The organism is Bosea sp. OAE506, from assembly GCF_040546595.1.
Classification (GTDB): Bacteria; Pseudomonadota; Alphaproteobacteria; order Rhizobiales; family Beijerinckiaceae; genus Allobosea.
In genome coordinates, this window is record NZ_JBEPOB010000001.1 from 1,311,462 (window position 1) to 1,327,538 (window position 16,077).

Consider the following 16,077-nt stretch of genomic DNA (forward strand, 5'->3'; position numbering starts at 1 on the left):
CAAGCACCATGTCCCATCTTCTCGTCATCAACAGCAGCGCCGCCGGTGCGGCTTCGGTCTCGAAGCAGCTCATCGACGAGACGGTCGCCCGTCTGCGTGCTGCCGATCCCGCGCTGGTCGTGGTGGAGCGCGATCTCGGCGCCGACCCCGTGCCGCATCTGACCCCGGATTCCACCGCCGCGATCCGTGGCGCCGAGCCCGCCAATGACGCGCAGCGCGCCGCGAAGGCCCTGTCGGACTCGCTGGTCGCCGAGCTGAAGGCGGCCGACACCCTCATCATCGGCGCGCCGATGTATAATTTCGGCATCCCCTCGACGCTGAAGTCGTGGTTCGACCATGTGCTGCGGGCCGGCGTGACCTTCAAATATGGCGAGAAGGGCCCGGTCGGCCTGCTCGAGGGCAAGCGCGCCATCGTCGTCGAGAGCCGCGGCGGCATCTACAGCTCCGGCCCGACCCAGGCGCTGGATTCGCAAGAGCCGCATCTGCGCACGATGCTGGGCTTCATCGGCATCAGCGACGTCACCTTCGTGCGTGCCGAGAAGCTGGGCTACGGCCCCGAGGCCCGCGAGCAGGCGATCAACGACGCCAAGGCGGAGCTGGCCCGCGTCGCCTGACGTGCCCTGCGCACGCTCGACCCAACGAAAAAGGGCTCTCCGGTAAACCGGGGAGCCCAAGTCGTATCAGGGGTCTCGAACGGGGGAGGCGACTATCGAGCGGTCGAGCCGGGGTTCCTGGCCCCGGAAGACCGGCTCAGTAGTAGCCGCAGACGCGGCGGTAGCCGACGACCTCGCCATAGCGGTTGATGCGCTCGACCATGTCGCACTGGCGCACCGGGGCGTAGCCGTAAGCGCTGTAGCCATAGGCCGGGCGGGTGGCAGCGGCGACGAGGGCGCCGGCGGCGAGCGCTCCCACGATGCCGGCCCCGATGGCGGGGCCACGGCCATAGCCCCAGTAGCGCGGGCGGGCTTCGGCGGAGGTGGCGGCGAGGGTGGTGGCCAGGGTCAGAGCGGCGAGGGTGCCGGTGGCGATCGTCTTGAAGCGGGTCATCGTCAGGATCTCCCTGAGGCGTCGGGAGCGAACCATTCGCCCTCCATGACCGTTGGTCGCGGCCCACGGCGGGGAGGTTCAAGGCGAGGTCTGTTTTTTTTCGGCTGGTCGCGACGGGCTCTCTCAGCCGGTGGTGACGCGGCGCCAGAAGCTCGACGAGAAGCCCGGATCGAGATGGGCGGCGAAGTCGCGCCAGTGGGGGAATGAAGCCTCGAAGGTCGCCGGCGACATGCGCGCGTCCTTGTAGGGGTTGACGCGGCCCCCGGCGGCCAGCGTCACGGCATCCAGCTCCGCCAGCAGTCGCTCGGTGCGCGCACCGCGATTGGGAAAGTCGAGCGTCAGCGTCGCGCCTGCGACGGGGAAGGACATCATTCCCGGAGAGGGCACGTCGCCGAAGAGCTTTAGCACGGTGAGGAAGGAGGCTTCGCCCGCCGCGAGCGTCCGTCGCAGCATCTCCTCGACCGCACCGCGGGCCTGGCCCATCGGGATCACGCATTGGAACTGGCGCAGGCCTCCCGGCCCATAGGCGCGGTTCCAATGGGCGACACGGTCGAGCGGATAGAAGAAGGGCCGGTAGGGAATGCGGCGCGGTTCGGCCGTCCGTGGCTGGGCGGCCCGGTAGAGCCAGTTGAAGGCACGCAGCGTCAGCCCGTTGATCAGCGGGAAGGGCGGCTGCACGGGAAAGGTCAGGCGGCGGGTGGGGCGGGGCTCGGGTTCCTCGGAAGCCGGCGCGTGATTGGCGCGGAAGAAGACGCCGCGGCCGAAATCGCGGCCGGACGCGAGCGAATCGATCCAGGCGACCGTGTAGTCGTGCGTGGCGTCGGCGGCGGCGGCGATGGCGAAGAAGTCGTCGAGGCCGCTGAAGCGGATCGCCTCCTGCTGCATCTGCGCCGAGGCGACTGGCATCAGCTGGAGTGTCACCTGCGTGACGAGGCCGGTGAGCCCCATGCCGCCGATGGTGGCGGAGAAAAGCTCCCGGTTGATGTCCGGTGCGCAGGTCAGGCGCCGGCCATCGGAGCGGATCAGCTCGAAGGCCAGGACATGGCGGCCGAAGGTGCCGGCGCGGTGGTGGTTCTTGCCATGGACATCGTTGGCGAGCGCGCCGCCGATGGTGACGAAGCAGGTGCCGGGCGTGACCGGAGGAAACCAGCCGGCCGGGACCACGAGGTTCATCAGGTCGTCAAGCAGGACGCCGGCCTCGCAGGTCACGACGCCGCTCTCTCGATCAAAGGCGAGGACCCGGTCGAGGCTGCGCGTCAGGATCAGGCGCCCGCCATCGTTGAGGCAGGAATCGCCATAGGAGCGCCCGTTGCCATAGGCGAGCACGGGGCCGTCCTGCGGCGTGGGGTCGGCGATCCAGGCGGCGGGTGCGAGCAGGAGGCTGTCGCGGGCCCGAAGGCCGCCCCAGGAGCCGGGCGCGAGGCGCGGGGGGATCACGGCAGCAGCGTCGCGGCGATCATGATGACGACGACCGCCGCGCCGGTGACCTGGCTGCGCCAGTCGCGGATCATGAAGACGAGCGGATCGTCCGGCATGTGGCCGCGCCGGGCCAGGAACCAGATCCGCGCCATCTGGTAGAGGATGATCGGGCAGATCAGCCAGATCAGCTCGGGATGGCGGTAGAGTTCCTTGACGGCGGCGCTGTCGACATAGAGGGCCATGATCAGCGCGCACGTGCAGCCCGAGGCCATGCCGAGCTGCGACAGCGCCTCGATGTCCTCGGCCTGATAGCCGCGACCGGCCTTTTTCAGGCCGGACTGATCCTGCGTGATCCGCAGTTCGGCATAGCGCTTCACCAAGGCGAGGCTGAGGAAGAGGAAGATCGAGAAGGCGAGGAGCCAGGAAGAGAGCGGAATCGCGGCGGCGGCATTGCCGGCGAGGATGCGCAGCGTGTGCAGCGCGGCGAGCCCGAGCACATCGACCAGCAGCTTGCGCTTGAGCACGAAGAGATAGGCCAGCGCCAAAGCGAGATAGGCGCCGAGCGCCAGCACGAAGAGCCGCGGCTGGGGCAGGAGCCAGGCCATGGCGAAGGAGGCGACGATCAGCAGGGGCACGGCCGCATAGGCCTGGGCTTCGCTGATCTCGCCCGCGGCGAGCGGGCGCTTGCATTTGGTCGGATGGCGCCGGTCGGCCTCGACATCGACGATGTCGTTGAGGAGGTAGATGGCTGAGGCGACGAGGCTGAAGGCGACGAAGGCGACGACGCCATGGCCCAGTGCGGCAATGTCGAAGACATCGTGATTCAGGAGAATGGGAACGAAGACCAGCCCGTTCTTGAGCCAGTGATGCGGACGCATCGCCCTGATCATCGCTTTCGCCGACATGATCTCGTCTTTCCCTCCCCAGCGCCGTTACTGCATCCGGGAATCCGAAAGTCGGTTCCGGGCGAGCATCAAACGGCCTTGCGCCGTCCTGGCACCCGCCTTCCTCGCCGATAAATCCTAAACCTCCGTGGATGACTGGAATGATCGACCGCGATTTGACGCGGATGCTTAATGGCATGCTGACGCGGCGGCGCCATTTTGCGCCGCCGCGTCAGGCATCAGGCAGCAACCCTGACGCGCGTCAGACCTTGGCTGCGCTGGCGGCGGCGTCGATGTTGGCGACGAGCTCGGCGTCGAGGCCGAGCGAGGCGGAGAGGCCCGCGAGGAAGTCCTTCTCCTTCGGCGTGTCCGGATTGATGGCGATGCGTGCCGCGGTATAGATCTGCGCCGCGAGTTCAGGGCTCTCGGCCCCCTCGACCAAGGTCTCGATCGAAGCCGGGTTGGCCATCTCGCTCTCCAGCCAGGCATTGGCCTCCTGGTCGAAGCCGGCCTCGCGCAGCCCGCCGAGAATCGCGGTGCGCTCCTCGGCGTCGATGGCGCCGTCAGCCGCGGCGGCCGCGATCATGGCGCGGATGAAGAGGAGGGCGGTGGCCTCGGTCGCCGCCTCCGGCTCGAAGCCGGTGCCGCGGGGCGCCGGCAGGAGTTCGGGGCTGCCGCCGTCGAGCAGGGGCTTGCCGGACTGGTAGTTCTGGTAGGCCTTGTAGGCGAGGCCGCCGATCAGGGCCATGCCGCCGAGCTTGGCTGCGGAGCCAACGACGGCCCGGCCGGTCGAAGACCCGAAGACCAGCGCGCCGAGACCGCCGAGCACGGCGGTCGCCATCGCCGGGTTCTTGTCGAACATCGCCTTGGCCTGGGCCAGCACGTCCTGCGCCGAGCGCCCGCCCGTGACCTGGCCGACGACATCGCCGGCCTTCTGCTGGACACCCGTCTGGCGGGCGGCGTCGCCGACGCCCTGCGAGGCCTGGGTCAGGATCTGGCCCGCCATTCCCGCAAGCCCGCCCAAACCGCCGCCCTGCTGCATCTTCCCGGCCAGCCCGCCGAGGATCTGGCCGAGTGAACCGGTCTGGCCCTGGCCGCCTGGCTTGCCGGCCTGCGTGCCGGCGCTGACGAGGGCATCGAGAAGCGACTTGGCATTGAACATCGGGCTCTCCTCCGGTCGGCGCCGGAGTGTCGGGCGCCCGCAGCCCATCTAGGAACGATCCTGCCGGACTGCCAGAGAGGCCACGCAGGACTGCGGCACCGATGTGCGGCGGCGGCGGCGCACCGCCTCAGGGCGACGACCGGCGCAGCAGCAGCGGCGCGCCCACCGCCGGATCCTTGCGCCACTGGCCGTTCTCGAAGACCAGCTCGACGCTGTGGCCCTTGCGGGCGAGCAGGGTCAGCCGGCCGGCGTCATAGCGCCAGCCCACGGGGTCGAAGATCGTGATGCCGGTATCGGCGCAGAGACCGTCGAAACGGGCGGCTCCCTGCTGTCCCGCCGCGGGCGCCGCAAGGCGGATGCGGCAGGCCTCGCGGCCCGGCTGACGCATCAACGCATAGAGGCCCGGCAGCGTCTCGGGCGCGGGCGCACGGGCGAGGTCGACGACGGTCGGACGCTGGGCAGCGGTTGCCGCCGTCTCGGCCGGGCCGGCCGGAGCGCGCGGCGAGGCCCGGGCGAAGCCGGTGGCGTCGAGCCCGTAATCCCTGCCATCGGAGCCGCGGCCCTGCCGGCGCTGTCCGCTGGCGGGGCCGAACGGGATCACGGGCTTGCCGCCGGCATCGCTGAGCGCAATCCCGCCATCGGCGGTCGGCGCCCAGGCGCTGACGGTGTCGAGAATCGGCAGAGCGCGCCGGCAGGTCGCGGGAAAGCGGATCTGGCGGCCCTGTCCGGCCGCCTCCGGACCCAGCGTGATCGTGCACTGGCGGGAAGCCCCGACCTGCTCGAGCGTCCAGGCGCCGAGCAGGGGCGCGATCGCGGCCGGCGCTCGCTCCGCCCCACGCGGCAGCGGAGCCGTCTGCGCCGCGGCGGCATGGCCCCAGAGAGCCAGTCCGCCCGCGGCCAGCGCGTATCGCAGCCCGCCGGCCAACCTGATCAGCCCTTGGGCCAGGGGGTCTCGGCGACGGGCGTCAGGGGACCCTTGCCCGCGAACCAGGAGACCAGATTGTCGACGACCAGCTGGCCCATCTGCTCGCGGGTGTGGACCGAGGCCGAGCCGACATGGGGCAGCAGCACGACATGGTCGATCGCGATCAGCTCGGCCGGGACGCGCGGCTCGTCCTCGAAGACATCGAGGCCGGCCGAGAGGATGGTCTTGTCGCGCAGGGCCGCGATCAGCGCCTGCTCGTCGACGACAGTGCCGCGGCCGACATTGACCAGGATGCCATCGGGGCCGAGCGCCTTCAGCACCTCGGCGTTGATGATGTGGTGGGTCGAGGCGCCGCCGGGCGCGACCGAGATCAGTGTGTCGACATCCTGGGCCATCTCGACCAGCGAGGGATAGTAGCGATAGGCGACGTCGGCCTGGCGCGAGCGGCCGTGATAGACGACCGGCAGGCCGAAGGCCTCGACGCGCTGCGCCACGGCCTTGCCGATGCGGCCGAGCCCGACGATGCCGACCTTGCGCTTGCGCAGCGAGGTCGTCAGCGGGTAGGGCGCCTTCAGCCACTTGCCCTCGCGCAGATAGCGGTCGACCTGCGGCAGCTGGCGGACGGTGGCGATCAGCAGGCCGATAGCGAGATCGGCGACCTCGTCGGTCAGCACGTCGGGGGTGTTGGAGACCACCAGTCCGCGGCGGCCGGCCTCGGCCGCGTCGACATTGTCGTAGCCGACGCCGAAATTGGCGATCATCTCGACCTTGGGCAGCGCGTCGAACAGCGCCCCGTCGATGCGGACATGGCCGCCGCCGGCGATGCCGCGCACCCGGTCCGAAATCTCGCGCAGGAAGGCCGCCTTGTCCTCGGCCTTCCACAGCTCATGCACGGTGAAGCGGGCCTTCAGCTGGTCGGCCGCATAGGCCATCATCGGGCCGGTCATCAGGATGTCGGTGGCGTTGGGCCGGGTCATGGGAGCGTTTCCGAAGGCTTCTGAGAGGGATGGGCGGCTTGATCAGGGGCGGATGAATCGATTAAATGCGGCAATCGCCGGCCTTTGGAAAGACCGTTCGAGGTCGTCCGGCGCTTGGCCATCCCACCATGCCGGGCCGTTCCGCGAAAGCCGCGCGGACGCATATATAATATGATTTAATCACGCTGTTTTCTGGATCGCGGCCGCTGAAAGAGGCGTTAGCATCGCCAGCGTGGTGTTCAGGCTGTCGATCACCAGCGCCTTCATCCGGGCTGCGGCGAGCTCGCCGTCGCGCTGCACGATCGCATCCAGGACGCGCTCGTGATCGACCAGCGAGGCCACGAAGAACTCGCGGTCGTCGATCGATTTCAGCAGAAGGGACCATTGCAGCGTGGCCGCGACCGCGCTGGAAAGGCACATCAGCGTGGCGTTGTGGGAGGCGGCGAAGACCGCCTCGTGGAAGGCGAGGTCGGCCCTGATGGTGACGTCGTCATAGGGCTGGTTCTCGGCCATCCCGCGATAGGCGGCCTCGATTCGCGCGATGTCGGCGGCGGTGCGCCGCTGCGCCGCCAGGCGTGCCGCGGCGGGCTCGGCGAAGCGCCGCAACTCGAAGAGATCGCGAATGAATTTCTCGTTCGCGTCGGCCTCGAAATGCCAGGCGAGGACGTCCGGATCGAGCAGGTTCCAGCTTTCGCGCGGCGCGGCGCGGGTGCCGCTCTTGGGCCTCGCCTCGACCAGCCCCTTGGCGGTGAGCACTTTCACCGCTTCGCGATAGGCCGTGCGCGAGACCGAGATGTCGCTGCGCAGATCGTCCTCGTCCGGCAGCACCTCGCCGGCCTTGACGGCCCCGGTGATGATCGCGACGGCGAGCTTCTGCGCGACCTGGCCGAAGAGCCGGTCGGGGTTGAGCGTGGTCGGTCGCGAATAGTCGCGCACCCGCATCGTCTGGCTTCTCCTCCTCCCCCGGTCCGGCGCTTGACACGCCTGCATGTATGGTATGACTTTATCGCAGATGAAGGCCGGCGCAAGCGACCGTTCCTCGCGGAGCGAGGCGGTGCTTAGCCGACCGTGACCTTCATCGATCGGTCGCAACAGGCCGATAGACGATGCGGCCCGGACCTCGCCCGACACGGCGGATCACCGGGCCCAGAGGAAACGACGTTGAGGAGGCAGGGCCGATGGCCTCAGTGCAGATTGCCGACGTGCGCAAGGCGTATGGCTCGACCCAGGTCATCCACGGTGTCGACATCGACATCGAGGACGGCGAGTTCGTAATTCTGGTCGGCCCCTCGGGCTGCGGCAAGTCCACGCTCCTGCGGATGATCGCGGGGCTCGAGAACATTTCGGGCGGCGAGATCCGCATCGGCCCGCGCGTTGTCAACGACGTGCCGCCGAAAGAGCGCGACATCGCGATGGTGTTCCAGAACTACGCGCTCTATCCGCACATGACGGTGGCTGACAACATGGCCTTCTCGATGAAGCTGCGGAAGGCTCCCAAGGAGGAGATCGCCGACCGCGTCGGCAAGGCGGCCGCCATCCTCGGGCTCGAGAAGCTGCTCGATCGCTATCCGCGCCAGCTCTCGGGCGGCCAGCGCCAGCGCGTCGCGATGGGCCGCGCCATCGTGCGCGATCCGCAGGTCTTCCTGTTCGACGAGCCGCTCTCCAATCTTGACGCCAAGCTGCGCGTGCAGATGCGCACCGAGATCAAGGAGCTGCACCAGCGCCTGAAGACCACCACGGTCTACGTCACGCACGACCAGATCGAGGCCATGACCATGGCCGACAAGATCGTGGTGATGCATGACGGCATCGTCGAGCAGATGGGCGCGCCGCTCGACCTTTATGACCGCCCGGCCAATCTCTTCGTGGCGGCCTTCATTGGCTCGCCCTCGATGAACCTGCTGAACGGCAAGATCACGCCTGCGGGCTTCGAGACCGAAGGCGGCGTGGTCTGGCCGATCGGCACGCATCCGGTCGATGCCAACGGCAAGGCGGCGGTGCTCGGCATCCGCCCCGAGCACATCCAGCTCGACGAGAACGGCCTCAAGGCCGAGGTCATCGTGGTCGAGCCGATGGGCTCCGAGACGCAGGTCGTCGTCCGTTGCGGCGGGCAGAGCCTGACCTGCGTGTTCCGTGAGCGCATCACCGCCAAACCTGGCGAGCTGATCGGCATCACGCCCGACACTAATGTGACGCATCTCTTCGACGCCGCCACGGGGAAAAGCCTGGCTGCGTAACAGCATCATCCGGGCTCACGGGGGACAAACCCCCGGGGCGCGATGTAGCGCAGGGCCGACGGGGCGCTCGAGACCCCGGGCCGAACAACCGAGTCCATGGGAGGACGCTGATGACCAAACCGACACGACGTTCCGCATTGAAGGGCCTCGCCGGCGTGGCGGGCGCCGGCGCTCTCGTCGGCTCCGGCATGACCGAATGGGCCAAGGCCTGGGCGCAGGCCTCGCCCTTCAAGCCCGAGGCGGGCGCGACGCTCAACCTGATGCGTTGGCGCCGCTTCGTCGTCGCCGAGGACGAGCAGTTCAACAAGATCGTCGCAGCCTTCACCGCGGCGACGGGCGTGCGCGTCACCGTCACCTCCGAATCCTTCGACGACATGCAGCCGAAGGCGTCCGTCGCGGCCAACACCGGCACGGGGCCGGACATCTTCTGGTCGCTCTATTCGACGCCCCATCTGTTCCCGAACCGCTGCGTCGACGTCAGCGACGTCGCCGATTACCTCGGCAAGAAGTATGGCGGCTGGGTCCCGGTGGCCGAGGCCTATGGCAAGCTCGGCAACAAGTGGATCGCGATCCCCGCGGCGATCAACGGCGGCTACATCAACTATCGCATCTCGCAGGTCAAAGCGGCCGGCTTCAACGAGGTGCCGCAGACGACCGCCGGGTTCCTGGAGCTCTGCAAGGCGCTGAAGGCCAAGAACACGCCGGCGGGCTTCCCGCTCGGGCGCGCCTCGGGTGACGGCAACTCCTACGCCTACTGGCTGCTGTGGTCGCACAACGCCGCGCAGGTCGACGAGAACAGCAAGGTGATCATCCGCTCGGCCGAGACGGAAGCGGCGCTGAACTACGCCAAGTCGCTCTACGACACCTTCATCCAGGGCACGGCGGCCTGGAACGACGCCTCCAACAACCGTCTGTTCCTATCGGGCGAACTCGGGCTGACCGCCAACGGCATCTCGATCTATGCCGCGGCGAACGCCTCCAACGATCCGAAGCAGAAGGAAATTGCGGCGGATATGGACCACGCCTACTGGCCGATCGGCCCGGCGGGCAAGCCGACCGAGATCCAGCTCTGCTTCCCGATGATGGCGATGACCTACACGAAGTTCCCGAACGCCTGCAAAGCGTTCATGGCCTTCATGCTGGAAGCCGACCAGTTCAACCCGTGGCTGGAGGCGGCCGCTGGCTACCTCACGCATACGCTGAACGCCTTCGACAACAATCCGGTCTGGACCAAGGACCCGAAGAACAAGGTGTTCCGCGACGCTTCCAAGCGCAGCCTCGTCGCGGGTCATCGCGGCAAGCTGGACGAGAAAGCGGCGACCGCGATGGCGGACTTCATCGTGGTCGACATGTTCGCGAGCTTCTGCACCGGTCGCGAGACCGCTGCGGGCGCGATGCAACTCGCCGAACGGCAGCTCCAGCGCATCTACCGCTGACCGACCCCTTTCCGGCCGGCTTCACCGCCGGCCGGAGCGCCCCAAGGGCGCCGAGGGATTTATACTGATCCACATCTGCGGGCCTCCTCCCCGGCGTCTGTCGCGTCGCCGGGGAGGATGGCACCCCCCTATCGAGGAAGCGCTCGCGATGGCTGCAGGCTCGTTCGCCGCTCCGCCGGAGACCACCGCCTGGTCGCGGCTGATGGTCAACCGCAACTGGCTGGGTTTCTGGTTCATGGTTCCGACCATGATCTTCCTGGTGTTCTTCCTGGCCTGGCCGCTGCTCCTGGGCATGTGGATGAGCATGACCGACATGCGCATCGGCCGCGGCGGCGTGTTCATCGGCCTGGAGAATTACCAGTACCTGCTGGAAGACAGCGATTTCCTGAACGCGACCGCCTTCACGCTGGTCTACACGGCCGTCGCCTCGGTGGTGAAGTTCGCGGTCGGCCTCTATCTGGCGATCCTGCTGAACAACCACATGCCGTTCAAGGCGTTCATCCGCGCCATTGTGCTGATCCCCTTCATCGTGCCCACCGTGCTCTCGGCCGTGGCGTTCTGGTGGATCTTCGATACGCAGTTCTCGATCTTCACCTGGCTGCTGCAGAAGGCCGGAATCCTCGCCAAGGGCCAGTACATCAACTGGCTCGGCGATCCGTTCCTCGCGCAGTGCAGCGTGATCTTCGCCAATATCTGGCGCGGCATTCCGTTCATCGCGATCACGCTGCTGGCCGGTCTGCAGACGGTCTCGCCCTCGCTCTACGAGGCCGCGACGCTCGACGGCGCTTCGGGCTGGCAGCGCTTCCGCTTTGTGACCTATCCGCTGCTGACCCCGATCATCGCGGTGGTGATGACATTCTCGGTGCTGTTCACCTTCACCGATTTCCAGTTGATCTGGGCCATGACCCGCGGCGGCCCGGTGAACGCGACGCAGCTGATGGCGACGTTGTCCTATCAGCGCGGCATCCTCGGCGGGCGGCTGGGCGAGGGCGCGGCCATCGCCACAGCCATGGTGCCCTTCCTCCTCGCCGCGATCATGGTGAGCTGGTTCGGCCTTCAGCGCCGCAAGTGGCAGCAGGGAGAGAGCAATGACTGACGCCGCCCTCAAGTCCGGCGCCAACGCGGGCTCGCTGACCGATCACCGCGAGGGCATGGCCTATCTGGAGACGCTGCCGCGCAAGCTGGTCACCGTCTACATGCCGCTCGCGATCATCCTGTTCGTGCTGCTGTTCCCGTTCTACTGGATGGTGATCACCTCCATCAAACCCGACTCGCAGCTGCTCGATCTCGAGAACAGCAACCCGCTCTGGGTCAGCCAGCCGACGTTCCAGCACATCTACAAGCTGCTGTTCGACAGCGCCTATCCGCGCTGGCTACTGACGACGATGACGGTCGCGACCGCGGCGACCTTCCTGTCGATCTTCGCGAGCGTGCTCTCGGCCTATGCGATCACCCGCATCCGCTACAAGGGCGCGGCGACGGTGGGCGGGCTGATCTTCCTGGCCTATCTCGTGCCGCCCTCGATCCTGTTCATCCCGCTCTCGGCGGTGATCCACGCCTATGGCCTGTTCGATACGCCGTTTGCGCTGATCCTGACCTATCCGACGATCCTGATCCCGTTCTGCACCTGGCTGCTGATGGGCTACTTCAAGACCATTCCCTACGAGCTGGAGGAATGCGCCCTGATGGACGGGGCGAGCCGTTGGCAGATCCTGACCAAGATCGTGCTGCCGCTGGCGATTCCGGGGCTGATCTCGGCGTTCATCTTCGCCTTCACGCTGTGCTGGAACGAGTTCATCTACGCGCTGACCTTCATCTCCTCGGACCACAACAAGACGGTGCCGGTGGCGATCATCTCCAACTTCGTCGATGGCGACATCTTCCGCTGGGGTTCGCTGATGGCAGGCGCCCTGATCGGCTCGCTGCCGCTGGTGATCCTCTACGCCTTCTTCGTCGAGCATTATGTGTCGGCGATGACCGGGGCCGTGAAGGAGTAGGCCGCCCCGGCCAGGATCGCCGCCCGTTCTAACTGCGCCGTCATGCCTGACGCAGCGAGGCGGGGTCTGTCCCGGGGCGTGCCCCGCCCGGATGGACCCCGCCTCGCCGCTGTCTCGGGGGCGACGGCAGAGCCGAAAGTGCTGATCGCATGACCACCCCCTCCATCGCCTTCGTCGGGCTCGGCGCCATGGGCGCGCCGATGGCCGAGAACCTCGTCCGGCGCCAGTTCCGCGTCACCGGCTTCGATATGCGCGAGAGCGCGCGCGAGGCGCTGGTGGCGGCCGGCGGGCATGCTGCGGCGAGCGCGAAGGAGGCTGCCGCCGGGGCCGGGGCTCTGGTGCTGATGGTGGTCAACGCCGCCCAGGCGCGCGCGGTGCTGTTCGAGGGCGGAGCGCTGGAGGCGCTGGCGCCCGGCGCGATCGTGATCCTGATGGCGACCTGCCCGCCCGGCGAGGTCGAGGCGATCGCGGCGCAGGTCGCGGCCAGCGGGCGCCGCTTCGTCGATGCGCCGGTTTCGGGCGGCGTCGTCGGCGCACGTGCCGCGACGCTCTCGATCATGGTCGGCGCGCCCGATGACAGCTTCGCCCTCGCCAGGCCGATCCTGGATGCGATGGGCGACAAGGTCTTCCATGTCGGCCAGTCGGCCGGGCAGGGCGCGACGGTGAAGACGGTCAACCAGCTGCTCTGCGGCGTGCATATCGCGGTGGCGGCCGAGGCGCTGTCGCTTGCCGAGAAGGCGGGCATCGACGGCCGGGTGCTGTTCGAGATCATGGGCGGCTCGGCCGCTTCGTCCTGGATGCTCAAGGATCGCGGGCCGCGCATGCACGAGGCCGAACCGCCGGTCTCCAGCGCCGTCGACATCTTCGTCAAGGATCTCTCGATCGTGCTGGACGCGGGCCGGGCGGCGCGCACGGCGCTGCCGCTGGCGGCAGCGGCCCACCAAATGTTCCTGGCGGCATCGGGCCTCGGCCATGGCGGCCGCGACGATTCGCAGGTGGTGCGGGCCTATCGCGCGCTCAACGCCAAGCCGGCGAACGATGCCTGAGCCGCCAGCTGCGTCAGCCGCGGGGCGCCGTCGTCGTGCCGCGGATGACGAGCGCGGGCGTCAGCAGATGGCGCCGAGGCGGCGCGTCGGGATCGGCGATCCGGCTGATCAGGAATTCGGCGCTGGTCCGGCCCATCTCGTCCTGGAAGTTCCGGATCGTGGTCAGGGCGGGATACCATTGCGCCGCCTCCTGCACGTCGTCGCAGCCGATGATCGAGAAGTCGATGCCGGCCTCGCGGCCGCGATGGCGCAGGCCGAGCATGGCACCGAACGCGGCGAGATCGTTCATGCAGATCGCGGCGGTCGGCGGATTTGGCGCGTCGAGCACCGTCTGGATGCCCTTGGAGCCGTTCTCACGGGTGCCGTAGCCCGAATAGACCAGTGCCGGATCGAAGGTCAGGCCGTGACGCGCGAGGGCCTCGCAATAGCCGAGATAGCGGTTGCGCCCGGTCGAGATCCTCTCATTGGCGCAGATGAAGGCGATGCGGCGGTGCCCCAGCCCGATCAGGTGCTCCATGGCGAGCGTCGTGCCGTGGCGGTCGTCGGAGCCGACGAAGTCGAGCGCGGGCGTGATCTCGCGCGAGAGCTGCACCATCGGCACCCCGGCGGCAACGAGATGGGCAAAGGTCTCGGGCGTCGAGCCGCCGGCCGCGCAGAGGATCATCCCGTCGGGCCGGTATTCCTTCAGCGTGTTCAGCACCCGGTCCTGCCGCTCGAGATCCTCGCCATAGGTGCCGAGCAGGATCGAGCGGCCATGGGCGGTGGTGGTCTCCTCGATCGCTGCCAGCAGCTCGGCGAAGTAGGGATTGGTGATGTCGTGGAAGCCGACGCCCAGGATGTTGGTGCGGTCGGTGCGCAGCGAGGCTGCGCTGCGGTTGTAGCTGTAGCCCATGTCGCGGGCCATCTGCTGCACGCGGCTGCGCGTCGCCTCCGCCACCAGCGGCGATCCGCGCAGGGCCAGCGACACCGTCGCGGTCGAGACCGCCAGCCGATCCGCGATGATCTGCAGCGTGACGCGGCTGCGGGGCCCCGGAGCGGCCGCCGGCGGCTTGAGGGAGTGCCCTGCCCCGCTGGGCCCGCTGTTGGTCATGACCCTCTTCTCCGGCGCCGGAAGCACGAGCTTGCGACCGGTTCGGGGTCGGGCGTTCCGTCACGTCGATCCGTCATTCTCATATAAACTGGAGAAATTGAAGATGACTGCAACCAAAGAATCAGTGGGCTTCATCGGCGTCGGTCTGATGGGGCAGGGCATGGCGCAGAGCCTGCTCAACAAGGGCTTCCCTCTGACGGTCATGGGGCATCGCAACCGCAAGCCGGTCGAGACCCTCGTGGCCGGCGGCGCGAGGGAAGCCAAGACCCCTCGGGAGCTTGCTCAGAACGCCAGCATCATCTTCCTGTGCGTGACCGGCTCGGCTCAGGTCGAGGCCGTGGTGAACGGGCCCGACGGCATCGCGGCGGGCGCCAAGCCCGGCACGGTGATCGTCGACTGCTCGACCTCGGATCCGACGGTGACCGTGCGGATCGCCGCGGAACTGGAGGCCAAGGGCCTGCACCTGGCCGATGCGCCGCTCGGCGGGACACCGGCCCAGGCCGCGCTCGGCCAGCTCTCGGCGATGGTCGGGACGACGCCTGAGGTCTTCGCGCGGATCAAGCCGGCGATCGAGGCCTGGGCGCAGAAGGTCGTTCATCTCGGCCCGGTCGGCGATGGCCACAAGATGAAGCTTCTGAACAACTTCCTCTCGATGGGCTATGCGGCGATCTATGCCGAGGCGCTGACGCTGGCCTCGAAGATCGGCATCACCCCGCAGACCTTCGACAGCGTGCTGCGCGGCAGCCGGATGGATTGCGGCTTCTACCAGACCTTCATGCAGTATGTGCTGGAGCGCGACCGTGATGCGCACAAGTTCACGCTGGTCAACGCGCTCAAGGATGTCCGCTATCTCGAAAGCGTCGCCAACGCCGCCGGCGTCCCGAACCCGATCGGCAACGCCGTGAAGAACAGCTTCTCCCGCGCGGTCGCCGCCGGGAAGAGCGACGATTATGTGCCGATGCTGTCGGACTTCATCGCCGCCGAGAACGGCCTGTCGCTCGGCGCGAAGGGCTGAGACAGCCCGTCCCGCTCAGGCGCGGCCGGTCGGCGCCGGCTCGGCGAGACGGGCCGCGAGGCTCTCGCCGAGGCCGATGCTGGCGATCCCTGCCGGAAAGGCGAGGTCGCCCTGATGCGGTTTTTGCTGGGCCGTCCGCAGGGCGGCCAGCACGGCCGCGAGGCCAGCCTCGACCGAGCAGATCACGTCGAGCCCGACCTGCGGGCGAATCCGCGGCGCGAGGCCGGCGAGCCCCGCGCCGCCCAGAATGACGGTGGTCGCGCCGGTGCGCGCGGCCACGTCCCGGCAGGCCTGCGCCAGCAGTTCGACGGCGCCATCGGGATCGCGCGCGATCTCGGCGCCCGTCGGGGCGACGGTCTCGATGCCGGCGAGCCGATCTCCCAGCCCGAGGGTGCCGACGAATTCCTGCAGCATCGGGCCCCAGCGTTCGCCGCCGGTGACGATGGCGAAGCGCCCCGGGCGCGTCGCGGCGTCGAGGCAGCTCGCCTCGGCCATGCCGATCACCGGCACGCCCGCCAACTCCTTCAGCGCCAGCAGGCCGGGGTCGCCGAAGCAGGCGAGATAGACCGCGTCGCAATCCCCGCCATGCTCGGCAAAGGCATCGAGCGTGGCATGGCCAGCGATGGCGGCGGCGCTGCGGCTGGCGATGTAGCGCGCGCCGAAGCGGCCGGTGACGGGCTTCAGCGTCACGCCCGGCGGCAGTTTCGGCGCGAGCAGGCGCGCCATCAGCGCCGTCACCTCGGCGGTGGTGTTTGGATTGATCAGCAGGATGCGCAAGGCGGGTCGTCGTCCGTTGGAGGCGCGCCACTCTCCGCGATCGGCCCTTGCGCGGCAATCCCGCG

16 protein-coding genes are annotated in these 16,077 nt (G+C 68.3%); 7 read left to right on the top strand and 9 right to left on the bottom strand.

The window, feature by feature from the left end:
- The first annotated feature begins 8 nt into the window (after window positions 1-8).
- Window positions 9-614 (top strand): FMN-dependent NADH-azoreductase, encoded by a 606-nt coding sequence (locus ABIE41_RS06375; RefSeq protein ID WP_192645002.1) that lies wholly within the window; start codon window positions 9-11, stop codon window positions 612-614.
- Window positions 615-750: 136 nt separating this feature from the next.
- Here the strand turns inward: ABIE41_RS06375 and ABIE41_RS06380 are convergent, their stop codons facing one another.
- The 7 genes from ABIE41_RS06380 to ABIE41_RS06410 form a co-directional block, all read right to left on the bottom strand.
- Window positions 751-1,047 carry a hypothetical protein gene (locus ABIE41_RS06380; protein ID WP_192645003.1) on the bottom strand — a complete coding sequence of 99 codons (297 nt, stop codon included), beginning with the start codon at window positions 1,045-1,047 and terminating at the stop codon, window positions 751-753.
- 123 nt (window positions 1,048-1,170) lie between these two features.
- On the bottom strand, window positions 1,171-2,484 hold the full coding sequence (locus ABIE41_RS06385; RefSeq protein WP_192645004.1) for an FAD-binding oxidoreductase: 1,314 nt from the start codon (window positions 2,482-2,484) through the stop codon (window positions 1,171-1,173).
- Window positions 2,481-3,371 carry a UbiA family prenyltransferase gene (locus ABIE41_RS06390; RefSeq protein WP_192645005.1) on the bottom strand — a complete coding sequence of 297 codons (891 nt, stop codon included), beginning with the start codon at window positions 3,369-3,371 and terminating at the stop codon, window positions 2,481-2,483. The genes ABIE41_RS06385 and ABIE41_RS06390 overlap by 4 nt, the downstream gene beginning before the upstream one ends.
- A gap of 241 nt (window positions 3,372-3,612) precedes the next feature.
- On the bottom strand, window positions 3,613-4,512 hold the full coding sequence (locus ABIE41_RS06395) for a tellurite resistance TerB family protein (protein ID WP_192645006.1): 900 nt from the start codon (window positions 4,510-4,512) through the stop codon (window positions 3,613-3,615).
- A 127-nt stretch (window positions 4,513-4,639) separates the two neighbouring features.
- On the bottom strand, window positions 4,640-5,437 hold the full coding sequence (locus tag ABIE41_RS06400; RefSeq protein ID WP_192645007.1) for an AprI/Inh family metalloprotease inhibitor: 798 nt from the start codon (window positions 5,435-5,437) through the stop codon (window positions 4,640-4,642).
- A 5-nt stretch (window positions 5,438-5,442) separates the two neighbouring features.
- Window positions 5,443-6,414, bottom strand: coding sequence for a 2-hydroxyacid dehydrogenase (locus tag ABIE41_RS06405; RefSeq protein WP_192645008.1), 972 nt, complete (start codon window positions 6,412-6,414; stop codon window positions 5,443-5,445).
- A gap of 180 nt (window positions 6,415-6,594) precedes the next feature.
- A complete protein-coding gene (locus ABIE41_RS06410; protein WP_192645009.1) occupies window positions 6,595-7,356 on the bottom strand; it encodes a FadR/GntR family transcriptional regulator in 762 nt (253 codons plus the stop codon).
- A gap of 236 nt (window positions 7,357-7,592) precedes the next feature.
- On the opposite strand from ABIE41_RS06410, the gene ABIE41_RS06415 reads away from it, so the two are divergent.
- From ABIE41_RS06415 to ABIE41_RS06435, 5 genes are all read left to right on the top strand, one after another.
- The gene (locus ABIE41_RS06415; protein WP_192645010.1) at window positions 7,593-8,651 is read left to right on the top strand and encodes an ABC transporter ATP-binding protein; all 1,059 of its coding nucleotides are present in this window, start codon (window positions 7,593-7,595) and stop codon (window positions 8,649-8,651) included.
- A 110-nt stretch (window positions 8,652-8,761) separates the two neighbouring features.
- On the top strand, window positions 8,762-10,087 hold the full coding sequence (locus ABIE41_RS06420; RefSeq protein ID WP_192645011.1) for an ABC transporter substrate-binding protein: 1,326 nt from the start codon (window positions 8,762-8,764) through the stop codon (window positions 10,085-10,087).
- A gap of 148 nt (window positions 10,088-10,235) precedes the next feature.
- A complete protein-coding gene (locus ABIE41_RS06425) occupies window positions 10,236-11,183 on the top strand; it encodes a carbohydrate ABC transporter permease (protein ID WP_192645012.1) in 948 nt (315 codons plus the stop codon).
- Window positions 11,176-12,084 (top strand): carbohydrate ABC transporter permease, encoded by a 909-nt coding sequence (locus ABIE41_RS06430; protein ID WP_192645013.1) that lies wholly within the window; start codon window positions 11,176-11,178, stop codon window positions 12,082-12,084. The genes ABIE41_RS06425 and ABIE41_RS06430 overlap by 8 nt, the downstream gene beginning before the upstream one ends.
- Before the next feature lie 149 nt (window positions 12,085-12,233).
- Window positions 12,234-13,130 (top strand): NAD(P)-dependent oxidoreductase, encoded by an 897-nt coding sequence (locus tag ABIE41_RS06435; protein ID WP_192645014.1) that lies wholly within the window; start codon window positions 12,234-12,236, stop codon window positions 13,128-13,130.
- 13 nt (window positions 13,131-13,143) lie between these two features.
- On the opposite strand, the gene ABIE41_RS06440 is transcribed toward ABIE41_RS06435, so the two are convergent.
- On the bottom strand, window positions 13,144-14,220 hold the full coding sequence (locus tag ABIE41_RS06440; protein ID WP_192645015.1) for a LacI family DNA-binding transcriptional regulator: 1,077 nt from the start codon (window positions 14,218-14,220) through the stop codon (window positions 13,144-13,146).
- Window positions 14,221-14,323: 103 nt separating this feature from the next.
- Between ABIE41_RS06440 and ABIE41_RS06445 the strand changes: the two genes are divergently transcribed.
- Window positions 14,324-15,235, top strand: a complete 912-nt coding sequence (locus ABIE41_RS06445; protein WP_192645016.1) for an NAD(P)-dependent oxidoreductase — start codon at window positions 14,324-14,326, stop codon at window positions 15,233-15,235.
- A gap of 15 nt (window positions 15,236-15,250) precedes the next feature.
- Here ABIE41_RS06445 and ABIE41_RS06450 read toward each other — a convergent pair whose 3' ends face one another.
- Window positions 15,251-16,012: an aspartate/glutamate racemase family protein gene (locus ABIE41_RS06450; protein ID WP_192645150.1), complete on the bottom strand. Its 762-nt coding sequence runs from the start codon at window positions 16,010-16,012 to the stop codon at window positions 15,251-15,253.
- Window positions 16,013-16,077 lie beyond the last annotated feature (65 nt).

Coding starts and splice junctions, on each gene's coding strand:
- ABIE41_RS06415 (WP_192645010.1), top strand. CDS start 7,593: ATGGCCTCAGTGCAGATTGCCGACGTGCGCAAGGCGTATGGCTCGACC.
- ABIE41_RS06380 (WP_192645003.1), bottom strand. CDS start 1,047: ATGACCCGCTTCAAGACGATCGCCACCGGCACCCTCGCCGCTCTGACC.
- ABIE41_RS06430 (WP_192645013.1), top strand. CDS start 11,176: ATGACTGACGCCGCCCTCAAGTCCGGCGCCAACGCGGGCTCGCTGACC.
- ABIE41_RS06440 (WP_192645015.1), bottom strand. CDS start 14,220: ATGACCAACAGCGGGCCCAGCGGGGCAGGGCACTCCCTCAAGCCGCCG.
- ABIE41_RS06420 (WP_192645011.1), top strand. CDS start 8,762: ATGACCAAACCGACACGACGTTCCGCATTGAAGGGCCTCGCCGGCGTG.
- ABIE41_RS06445 (WP_192645016.1), top strand. CDS start 14,324: ATGACTGCAACCAAAGAATCAGTGGGCTTCATCGGCGTCGGTCTGATG.
- ABIE41_RS06405 (WP_192645008.1), bottom strand. CDS start 6,414: ATGACCCGGCCCAACGCCACCGACATCCTGATGACCGGCCCGATGATG.
- ABIE41_RS06410 (WP_192645009.1), bottom strand. CDS start 7,356: ATGCGGGTGCGCGACTATTCGCGACCGACCACGCTCAACCCCGACCGG.
- ABIE41_RS06425 (WP_192645012.1), top strand. CDS start 10,236: ATGGCTGCAGGCTCGTTCGCCGCTCCGCCGGAGACCACCGCCTGGTCG.
- ABIE41_RS06390 (WP_192645005.1), bottom strand. CDS start 3,371: ATGTCGGCGAAAGCGATGATCAGGGCGATGCGTCCGCATCACTGGCTC.
- ABIE41_RS06395 (WP_192645006.1), bottom strand. CDS start 4,512: ATGTTCAATGCCAAGTCGCTTCTCGATGCCCTCGTCAGCGCCGGCACG.
- ABIE41_RS06375 (WP_192645002.1), top strand. CDS start 9: ATGTCCCATCTTCTCGTCATCAACAGCAGCGCCGCCGGTGCGGCTTCG.
- ABIE41_RS06435 (WP_192645014.1), top strand. CDS start 12,234: ATGACCACCCCCTCCATCGCCTTCGTCGGGCTCGGCGCCATGGGCGCG.